This window comes from Streptomyces alkaliterrae (genome assembly GCF_007097205.2).
GTDB lineage: Bacteria > Actinomycetota > Actinomycetes > Streptomycetales > Streptomycetaceae > Streptomyces > Streptomyces alkaliterrae.
This window is the reverse complement of record NZ_VJYK02000031.1, coordinates 18,005-27,823: the sequence shown is the minus strand read 5'-3', so window position 1 is coordinate 27,823 and position 9,819 is coordinate 18,005. Positions and strand designations below refer to the sequence as shown.

9 protein-coding genes are annotated in these 9,819 nt (G+C 73.1%); all 9 read right to left on the bottom strand.

Annotation, left to right across the window (positions count from 1 at the left end):
* On the bottom strand, window positions 1-1,214 hold a 1,214-nt coding region (locus FNX44_RS05075; protein ID WP_143646733.1), incomplete at its 3' end, for a polysaccharide pyruvyl transferase family protein.
* Window positions 1,211-2,158, bottom strand: coding sequence for a glycosyltransferase family 2 protein (locus tag FNX44_RS05070; RefSeq protein WP_143646732.1), 948 nt, complete (start codon window positions 2,156-2,158; stop codon window positions 1,211-1,213). The genes FNX44_RS05075 and FNX44_RS05070, both read right to left, overlap by 4 nt.
* A gap of 8 nt (window positions 2,159-2,166) precedes the next feature.
* Window positions 2,167-3,468, bottom strand: a complete 1,302-nt coding sequence (locus FNX44_RS05065; RefSeq protein ID WP_143646731.1) for an MATE family efflux transporter — start codon at window positions 3,466-3,468, stop codon at window positions 2,167-2,169.
* Window positions 3,469-3,473: 5 nt separating this feature from the next.
* Window positions 3,474-4,769 (bottom strand): DUF4910 domain-containing protein, encoded by a 1,296-nt coding sequence (locus FNX44_RS05060; RefSeq protein ID WP_143646730.1) that lies wholly within the window; start codon window positions 4,767-4,769, stop codon window positions 3,474-3,476.
* Window positions 4,766-5,821 carry an NAD-dependent epimerase/dehydratase family protein gene (locus FNX44_RS05055; RefSeq protein WP_143646735.1) on the bottom strand — a complete coding sequence of 352 codons (1,056 nt, stop codon included), beginning with the start codon at window positions 5,819-5,821 and terminating at the stop codon, window positions 4,766-4,768. Before FNX44_RS05055 ends, FNX44_RS05060 begins: the two co-directional genes overlap by 4 nt.
* Before the next feature lie 5 nt (window positions 5,822-5,826).
* Window positions 5,827-6,474: a PIG-L deacetylase family protein gene (locus FNX44_RS05050; RefSeq protein WP_143646729.1), complete on the bottom strand. Its 648-nt coding sequence runs from the start codon at window positions 6,472-6,474 to the stop codon at window positions 5,827-5,829.
* Window positions 6,471-7,298, bottom strand: a complete 828-nt coding sequence (locus FNX44_RS05045; RefSeq protein ID WP_143646728.1) for a sugar phosphate nucleotidyltransferase — start codon at window positions 7,296-7,298, stop codon at window positions 6,471-6,473. Before FNX44_RS05045 ends, FNX44_RS05050 begins: the two co-directional genes overlap by 4 nt.
* Window positions 7,295-8,545 carry a class I SAM-dependent methyltransferase gene (locus FNX44_RS05040; RefSeq protein WP_143646727.1) on the bottom strand — a complete coding sequence of 417 codons (1,251 nt, stop codon included), beginning with the start codon at window positions 8,543-8,545 and terminating at the stop codon, window positions 7,295-7,297. Before FNX44_RS05040 ends, FNX44_RS05045 begins: the two co-directional genes overlap by 4 nt.
* Window positions 8,542-9,819 carry a glycosyltransferase gene (locus FNX44_RS05035; RefSeq protein WP_143646726.1) on the bottom strand — a complete coding sequence of 426 codons (1,278 nt, stop codon included), beginning with the start codon at window positions 9,817-9,819 and terminating at the stop codon, window positions 8,542-8,544. Before FNX44_RS05035 ends, FNX44_RS05040 begins: the two co-directional genes overlap by 4 nt.

The window sequence follows — 9,819 nt, the reverse complement described above, 5'->3', positions numbered from 1 at the left end:
TGGTTGGTGTGGTCGGGGGTGGGGAAAAGGGCGGCCGTCAGGGCGGTGAACTGGCGCTCCAGGCGGTGGGCGGCTTCCGCGTTCCGCTTGGCGAGGATCTGCCGCAGCCCCGCCGAACGCTCCTCCAGCGCCTCGAACTGTGCGAGCAGCCGGTCGGCGTCGAGAGCGCGGGCCGGGTGGCGGTAGGTGTCCAGGCCCATCCGGGCCATGAGCGCGTCGCTCTTCTCCGCGTAGCTGAGGGCGAGTGTCGGGGTGCCGACCCTCAGCGCGCAGACCAGGTTGTGGTAGCGGGTGGCCACGACGGAGTCGGCGGCCGCCGCCTCCTTCATCAGGTCGGTCAGTGAGTCCGCTGCGGCGGCGCTGACCAGCGGTGAGTCCACCGCGGTGACGATCGCGTCGACGACGGGCGCGTCCACGTCGTCGCCGGTGAGCAGCCGTACCTCCCTGCCGTCCGCGACGAGCGCGCGGACGAAGCGGGTGATGCCCTCCAGGTAGCGCCGGTGGATCTCCTCGGCGCGGGCGCGGTCGTCGTTGCCGCCGTGGAAGTCCATGACACCGACGCAGACCCTGCCCGAAGGTCCGTCGGGAGAGCCATCCGGGGGTGTCGGGAGGGCGAACGCGAGGTCGGGGTAGACCTCGTCGCGCCTGGTGTCCACGCCCATCTTCCGCATCGCGTCGCGGGACAGGCCGTCCCGGTACGAGCGGTAGGCGGCCAGCCGCGCCGACCAGCGCAGCAGGGCCCGGGTCGGCCGGCTGCGGATCGGGGCCGCGCCGACGCCGACCAGCGCGACCCGGGTGCCGAGCAGCCGGCCACTCGCGCAGAGGAGGAAGAGGGAGTAGGGGAAGCCCCACGGCCGCAGCGGCAGGGTCGCTTCCAGGACGCCCATGCCGGGCACGATCACCACGTCGTGTCGCCGCACCCAGGCGGCGGTACGGAAGACGTCGACGAGTTTGCCGAGGCCCTTGCCCGCGATCGCGCCCAGCCGTGACGCCGTCCGGTACTCGCCGCGGTACCAGTGCAGCCGCGTCGCGGGGATGCCGTACCGGGCCGTGACGATCTCCGGGCCGCCGCACAGCGCGTCCACGACCGCCTCCGGGTGCTCGGTGCGGAGGTAGCCGAGCACGGCTTCGAGGGAGCCGTCGTTGCCGAGGTTGCCGGAGCCGAGCAGCCCGAACACCCCGACGCGCACAGGGGAGTTGCGTGCGGCCGTCACACCCGCTTCCCTTCCCGGCCGGCGACCAGCGCGTCCACGGAGACGTCGTGCCGGTCCGGGTCGACGGGCGCGCGGTCCTCGACCCGCTCGCCGGCGCCCGGCCGTGCCCGGCTGGTCATCCACGCGGCGAGGTGGCGGTAGCAGGCGCGCCGGTCGGCGGAGGACAGCGGCGCCCGCCGGATCGCCGAGACGAAGCCCCCCACGTACTCGGCGAGCAGCCGGGGCGTCGGGTGCAGCACGCCGGCCCGGCGGGGGTCCAGGTTGACGCACCGGGCGCGCTTGCCCGGGTTCGCCCGTTCGGCGCGGGTGGGGTGGTCGCGGCGGAAGTACAGCAGTTCCGGGACCTGGTGGAAGGGGCCGTGCAGGGTGATCTCGGCGACGAACGTGCGGTCCGCGTGGTGGTAGCTGTCGTGCGGCTTGACGCGGCGCAGCACGTCGGCGCGCATCACTCCGTAGAAGTCGTCGCCGCCGGGTTCGAACAGCAGGCTGCGGAAGCGCTCGGGCGCGTGCGGCGAGTCGGTGGCGAGACCGTACGCGTAGGGGACCTTCACCCGGCCCTCGCCGTCGATGACCGCCTGGCCGCTGTGCGCGAGGATCGTCTCCGGCCGCTCGTCCAGCGCCTCGACGCAGCGCCGCAGCAGGTCCCGGGCGTAGAGGTCGTCGTGGGAGGCCCACTTGAACAACTCGCCGCGGCACTGGGTGAACACGAAGTTGTGGTTGGGGGCGGCGCCGATGTTGCGGGGGAGCCGGAGGTAGCGGACGCGGGAGTCGCCTGCCGCGTACTTCCGGCAGATGTCCCGCGTCCCGTCGGTCGAGGCGTTGTCGGAGACGACCAGTTCGAAGTCCTCGTAGGTCTGGCCGAGCAGGGCGTCGAGCGCCTCGGCCAGGTACTCCTCGCCGTTGTAGACGGGCAGGCCGATGCTCAGCCGGGGTGGCGCGGTCATGGTTGTCCTCACTTCTCCACTTCTGGAACGGGATCGGGGCGGTGTTCGCGCAGGGCGGCCCGCAGGTGCAGCCACCACACGGCCGAACCGCAGACGGTGGCGGCGGCGACGCCCCAGGCCGAGCCGACCGTGCCGGCCACGGCGGCCCCGCCGAGTCCGCCGCCGACGTAGCAGGCGGACGCGAACAGTTGGCAGCGCAGGCTGCGGCGGGCCGCGCCCAGGGCGCGCAGCCCGGCCGCCGCGCCGGCGCCGAGCCCGGCGCCGGAGACGCCGAGCGTGGCGGGCACGATGAGCTGCGAGGCGGCGTGCCAGACGCCGCCGAGGACGAGTTCGCCCAGCCGGTCCGGCACCAGCAGCAGTGCCGCGCCCCACAGCAGCGCGGCGGCCGCCTGCGCGCCGCCCAGCAGCAGGCAGAAGCGGCCGAGTCGGTGCGGTGCGCGGCGCAGCACCCGCGCCGACTCGGCGACCGTGACCAGGGACAGGCCCATCAGTACGGCGAGGAACGGGCCGAGCAGCAGCTCGGCACCGCGTATCACCCCTACCGCGCTGACGCCGACGATCGCGCCGAGCCCGTACGCCCGCAGCTGGCTGGCGCCGCTCACGCAGGTGTTCTCGACCAGGTAGCGGTAGCCCAGGTCGCGGTGATGGTGAAGCCACTCGCGCACGCCGGTCAGCCGGGGCCGGATGCCGGACTGGACACAGCCGTACCCGGCCGCCACCGCCGCCGCCCCGCCCCAGGCGAGCACAAACGCGGTCACGCTGCCCACGCCGGCCGCCACCACCATCGCGGGGACCAGGGCGACGCCCCACACGACGTCGTTGACAAAGGCCTTCCGCCCGGCGCCGGCGGCGAAGAACGCGTACCGCCAGGCGTCCTGGAGCAGCAGGCCGGGCAGCACGAGGCCGAGGGCGGCGAACGCGGCCCCGAGCCGGCCGCCCACACTCAGCCCGACCAGCAGCGACACCATGCCGACGGCGGTACCGACCCCGAGCGCGGTACCCGAGGACCGGGCCACCGCGCCACGCCAGGACGCCTCCGGGACGCCGCTGAAGCGCACCACCAGCGGATCGGTGGCGAGCCCCCGGGAGACGCTGAGCACCACGCCGTAGGTCACCCAGGCCAGGCTGAACACGCCGAAGGCGGCCAGCCCGAGCGAGCGGGCGACGTAGATACCCACCGCGAAGTTGGTGGCGCTGGAGGCCGCCTGGTCGGCGAGTCCCCAGGAGAGCCGGCCGACGACGGCCCGCCTGGCGGACCGTCGGCCGCCTTCGGCGGCGGGGGACGTCGCCTTCCGGCCTCCGGTGGTCATCGGCGTCACGCCTTGATCAGTCCGGCGTCGTGCAGGGCGTCGGCCGCGGCGGCGACGGTGTCGAACGGCAGCCCGGACCGCTCGGCGACGTCCAGCAGGCCGTGCGTGCCGTCGGAGAGGCTGAGTACCCAGAGCATGGCCAGCTGAGCCTGCTTCGCGTCGCTGCGGCCGCCGAGCGAGTCGTACAACCCGCGGCGGCCGAGCTGCGGTTCGCCGTACGGGCTGAGGTTGACGTAGCGCCGGTTGCGGTCCAGGACGGAGAACGCCTCGCGGCAGAGGGCGAGCGTGTCGGCCATCGCCTCCGGTCGGACGAAGTCCAGGTTGTCCGCCGAGGTGTGGTACTCGGGATAGCCGGCGTACGGGGTGCGGCTGAGCGAACCGACGCCGAGGTCGAAGCCGGGCGAGCAGAACTGCCGCTCGTCGTAGCCGTAGGGGGTGAACTCGCGTATCTCGTGCGGGCGTTGGGAGGCCTGTAGTACGTTCCGCATCACCCGGTCGATCTCCGCGTCGCCGCGCCTGCTGCGCTTGTACGTCAGCCGGCCGGGGTCTCCGGCGCAGGCCAGCACCAGGCCGTGTTTGACGGCCCGTTCCACCCGTTCCGCGTTGCGGGCCAACCAGGTGATCGCCCCGATGGTCCCGGGCGCGAACAGGAACCGGTAGGTGTACCAGGGAGTCTGCTCCGCCAGCGCCCTGGCGAGGAACGTCGCCACCGCGATGCCGGCCAGGTTGTCGTTGGCCAGCGAGGGGTGGCAGACGTGGCAGGAGACGATCACCTCGTCGGCGACCTGGCCGGGCACCACGTACTCGGCGTAGGTGAGGTGGCCGTCGGCGAGGGTGGAGTCGACGCGCACCTCGTACTCGCCGTCCGGCAGCGCGTCCAGGGTCTCCTGGGACAGGCAGAACCCCCAGTCCGGCGTGTAGTAGCTGGTCCGGTAGGGCACCCAGGTCGGGTGGTCCGGCAGGGTGTGCAGGTGTTCCCGCAGCTCGGCCAGCGGCATGGTCGCCGACACCGGCACGCTGTAGCCGAGCACGTGCAGGCTGGACGCGGCGAAGTCGACAACCCGGTTGCCCGCCGCGTCGGCGATGTACGCGTCCCGGATGTTCCACTCCTGCGGCACCGTCCAGTCGAGCACCCGGGTCCCGGTCGGCACCTCGTGCACCCGCAGCGGCAGGTACTCGCCGACGATGTCGAGCGTGGCGCGGACCCCGTCGCCGGTGATGCTGCGGCACAGCGGGTACAGCCGCTCGACGAGCGCGTACATCTCCTCACCGGCCGCCTTCGTGTCGTCGCCCGTGGTCATCGGCGCCACCGGAGGGTGTCGTCGACGGTGCCGGCCTCGGACGCCGCGCGCAGCACGGCCAGCCTTGTGAAGCGCCGCTCGAAGTCCTCCCGGCTCAGCCCGTGCTTCCGGTAGGCGTCGGCGAGTTCGAGCGCGCCGCGCTTGACCGTCCACTCGCATTCGAAGCCGGGTATCGCGGCGCGGAACCGGGAGAAGTCCACGCGGTACGAGCGCGGGTCGGCGCCGGTCTCCCCGGTGATCACCACCCGCGATCCTGGTACCGCCTCGGCGACCTGCTCGGCGATCTCGGCGACGGTGACGTTGTTGGTCTCGCTGCCGATGTTGAACGCCCGGTCGTGCACCGCTTCCCGGGGAGCGACCAGCGCGGCGGCGAAGGCCCGCGCGATGTCGGCGGCGTGCACCAGCGGGCGCCACGGGGTGCCGTCGGAGAGCACCAGCACCTCGCCGGACAGCAGCGCGTGGCCCACCAGGTTGTTCAGCACGATGTCCGCGCGCAGCCGGGGCGAGTAGCCGAACGCGGTGGCGTTGCGCATGTACACCGGGCTGAAGTCGCCGTCGGCGAGCGCGTGCAGGTCGTCCTCCACCCGCACCTTGCTCTCCGCGTACGGGGTCACCGGGCGCAGCGGGGCGTCCTCGGCGACGAGTTCGTCGCCGCCGGTGGCGCCGTAGACCGAGCACGTCGACGCGTACAGGAAGCGCCGCACCCCGGCGTCGCGGGCCAGGTGGGCCAGCCGCACGGACGCGTGGTGGTTGATGTCGTAGGTGAGTTCCGGGGCCAGCGCTCCCAGCGGGTCGTTGGACAGCGCGGCCAGGTGGATCACGGCGTCCACCCCGGCCAGGTGTTCGGCGGTCACGTCGCGCAGGTCCACCCGGTGTCCCGGCGGGTCCGCGGGCATGGGGTATCCCCTGCTCGAAGAGCTCGGGGAAGGGCCCAGCACGCAGTCGGCGAACAGGCCGGCGTCCAGCCCGACGACCTCGTGCCCGGCGGCCGCCAGTACGGGGGCCATCACGGTGCCCAGATAGCCCTGGTGCCCGGTCAGCAGTACGCGCAAGGTTTTCAACCCCCCAGGGTGAGAGTGAGTTTGGTGACCGCGAACGCCTCGGCGTAGCGCGTGTGGCATTCGATCCCGCGGATCCGGGCCAGCCCGAGGAAGGCCTCCCGGTCGTACCAGGGCCGGTGCCGCTGCGAGGGGTAGTGGCCCTGCAGCAGCCGCACCTTCTCCTCGGCGATCTCCGGGGACAGCGGCTGGTACGCCGTCGGGCGGCCGAGATCGCCGTCCCACTTGACGATCTCGTAGCCGAGCACGAGGTGGTCGCGGAACGCGGTGGACACCAGCTTCGCCAGCCCGCGGTGGTCCTGGTGGGCGTCCTCGGTGCGCGGGGCGAGCACGACGTGCGGCTCGGTGTGCGCGCGCAGTTCCTCGACCGCCGCCTTCGCCTCCTCCCAGTGCGCGGGGAACCGGCCGTCGGGCAGTTTGAGCACGGTGAGCCGCAGGTCGGCGTCCGGGCAGAAGGCGGCGAGCGCCGCCCGCTCCTCCTGCTCCCGCTCACCGCCGCCGCCGGAGAGCACCAGCGCGTCGACGCGGACACCCGGCCGGGCGCGGCACAGCGTCAGCAGGGTGCCGCCGGCACCGATGGCGATGTCGTCGCAGTGCGCCCCCAGGGCTACGATCCGGTCCAGGCGTCCGGCGCCGAGCCGGATCACGCGCCCGCTCCCGGACGACGCGCGCCGCCGGCCGCGCCCGCCAGCGCGCCGTCCCGCTCCCACAGGGCCCACGGGCGGTCGCCGCGGGTGTAGGCGTCGTCGAGCGCGGCGCGTTCCTTGACCGTGTCGGTCGGCTTCCAGAAGCCGCGGTGCTGGTAGGCCACCAGCCGCCCCCGCTTGGCGAGTTCGGCACAGCCGTCGGCGACCAGGTCGCCGTTCTCGGGGATGTGGTCGAAGACCTCCTGGCGCAGGACGAAGTAGCCGCCGTTCTCCCACAGCGGGAGTTCGCTGACCGCCGTGATGCCGCCGACCAGGCCGTCGTCGCCCAGGTCCACGCAGTGGAAGGAGGACTGCGGGGGCACCACCAGCATCGACGCACCGGCGTCGCGTGCGGCGAAGCGGTCGATCATCTCCGGCAGCGGGGCGTCGGTGAGCACGTCGGCGTAGTTGGCGAGGAACATCTCGTCGCCGTCCAGGTGGTGCCGCACCCGGCGCAGTCGCTCACCGATCGGCGACTCGATGCCGGTCTGCACGAACGTGATCGTCCAGGAGGCGATGTCGGTGGACAGCAGCTCGGTCCGCCCGTCGCGCAGCACGAAGTCGTTGGACGTCGTCTCCTCGTAGTTGAGGAAGAAGTCCTTGATGTGGTGGGCGCCGTACCCCAGGCACAGGATGAACTCCGTGTGCCCGTGGTACGCGTAGTAGCGCATGACGTGCCAGATCAGCGGCCGGGGACCGACCATCGCCATCGGCTTGGGCACGTCGTCGGAGGTTCCGTTGCGCATCCGCAGTCCGTAACCGCCGCAGAACAGTACGACCTTCATCGATTGACCTCGACAATGCTCAGTTCCGGTATGGGGAAGACCAGTCGGCCGCCCCACTCGTGCACGAACGACAGCTGCTCGACGAGCTCGGCCCGCAGGTTCCACGGGAGGACCAGCACGTAGTCCGGCCGGTCGGCGGCGATCCGCTCGGGCGGCAGGATCGGGACGCGGGTGCCGGGGGTGAACCTGCCGTGCTTGTAGGGGTTGCGGTCGACCGTGTACGGCAGCAGGTCGGGCCGGACACCGCAGTGGTTGAGCAGCGTGTTGCCCTTGCCGGGCGCGCCGTAGCCGACGACGGTCTCGCCGCGTTCGGCGGCGGTGACGAGGAACCGCAGCAGGTCCCGGCGCACCTTGGCCACCCTGGCGGAGAACTCGGTGTACCCGGACAGCTCCTGGAGGCCGGCCGCCTTCTCCCGGTCCAGTACCTCGGCCACCCGCGCGTGCGCCGCCCCGCCCGCGACTTCGCCCGCGACCTCGGCCGGTCGGGCCCACAGCCGGATGGAGCCGCCGTGGGTGGGCAGCAACTCGACGTCCACCAGCGCGAGTCCGCCGCTGGCCAGCGCCCGGATCGCGGAGGCGACCGTGTAGTACTGGAAGTGCTCGTGGTAGATCGTGTCGTACTGGTTCTGCTCGATCAGGGTCAGCAGGTGCTGCACCTCGATGGAGACCCAGCCGTCGTCGGCGACCAGGGCGCGCAGGCCCCGGGTGAACCCGACCACGTCGGGGATGTGCGCGTACACGTTGTTCGCCACGACGAGGTCCGCCGGACCGTGCTCGGCGCGGACGGCCGCGCCGGTGTCCGGGCCCAGGAACTCCGTCAGCGTGGGCACCCCCGCCTCGCGCGCCGCGGCGCCGACGTTCACGGACGGTTCGATGCCCAGGCAGCGGATTCCGCGGTCCTTCACGTGCCGCAGCAGATAGCCGTCGTTGCTCGCGACCTCGACGACGAAGCTGCCGCCGTGCAGCCCCAGCCGCCGCACGGTGTCGTCGACGAACGTGCGCGCGTGCGCCACCCAGGAGGTCGAGTAGGACGAGAAGTACGCGTACTGCGTGAACGTCTCCTCCGGCGTGATCAGCGGAGGGATCTGCGCGAGCCAGCAGTCGGTGCATACCCGCAGGTGCAGCGGGTACGTCGGCTCCGGCCGGTCGAGTTCGTCCGCCGCGAGAAAGCTCTCGCACGGCGGCGTCGCGCCCAGATCGACGACGCTGGTCAGCGCCGCAGAACCGCACAGTCGGCATCGTGTCATCTGCTGTCCCCATCCCGCCCGCGCGGGTGTCCCCGCCGCGAGCCAGCGTTGTCGTCCACTACCGGCGGCGGGCCCACCCCGCCGCCGGACCGGTCCGCGAGCGCGGCGCGGTATCCGTCCACCAGGCGTTCCAGCCCGACGGCCGGGCTGAAGTCCCGCTCGTAGCGCCGCCGGGCCGCCTCGCCCATCTCCCGGTTGCGGGCCGGGTCGGCCGTGACGCGGCGCAGGCAGGAGGCGAGCGAGGCGGTGTCGCCCGGCCGGTGCAGCAGCCCGGTCACCCCCTCCTCGACGAGTTCGGCGAAGGCGCCGTGACCGGCGGCGACGGCCGGGACCCCGGCCGCCATCGCCTCCACGACCACCAGGCCGAACGTCTCCAGCCACATGGAGGGCGCCACCACGGCGACCGACCGCGCGACGGCCTGCCGGCACTCGGCCGCGTCGTACAGGCCGACGTACCGCACGTCGTCCCGCCCGGCCGCCCAGGCCGCCACCTCCCGCTCCAGCGGCCCGGCGCCGGCGACCACCAGTGGCACGCCCACTCCGCCCTCTGCCGCGAGCGTGTCCCACGCGGCCATGAGCAGCCGCAGGCCCTTGGCCTCCGCGAGCCGCCCGAGATAGAGCAGGTGCGCGCCGCCGCCCGTCCGGCGGGCGCCGGGCTCGGGCACGAAGTTGTGCTTCACCGCGAGCCGTTCGGCCGGCAGACCCGCCCGCACCAGGACCTCGCGCTGCGCGGCGGAGATGCAGAAGAACCGCTCCACGCCGGACCACCAGCGCCGCCGGTTGACCGACAGGCTCACCGCGAGCGGCACCGTCGCCAGGCGCGAGCCCCGGTAGCAGCCGTGCCGGACGGCGGGCAGCGGCACGGACGAGCCGACGCACTCCGTGCACGGTCGGCCGTCCCGCCGCAGTGTGCCCGGCGGGCACACCTGGGTGTAGTTGTGCAGGGTGGCGACGGCGGGCACCGCGGCGTCGGCGCAGCCGGCCAGCACCGCGGGCGACAGCAGCGGGAAGACGTTGTGGACGTGCACCACGTCCGGCCGGTCGGCCCGCAGCCGATCCGCCAACTCCCTTCTGACCGAAGGGTTCCACGGCACCAGCAGCGGTATCGCGGCCTTCCCGGCCAGGGAACGGGCGCTGATGTCGTCGCTGCGCCGCTCGAACACCTCCACCCGGTGGCCGGCTTCGCGCAGCAGCGCCACCTCCTGGTCGACGACCCTGTTCTCCCCGCTCGGCTGCGCCGAGGCGTAGCGGTTGTGCACCACGAGGACGTGCAT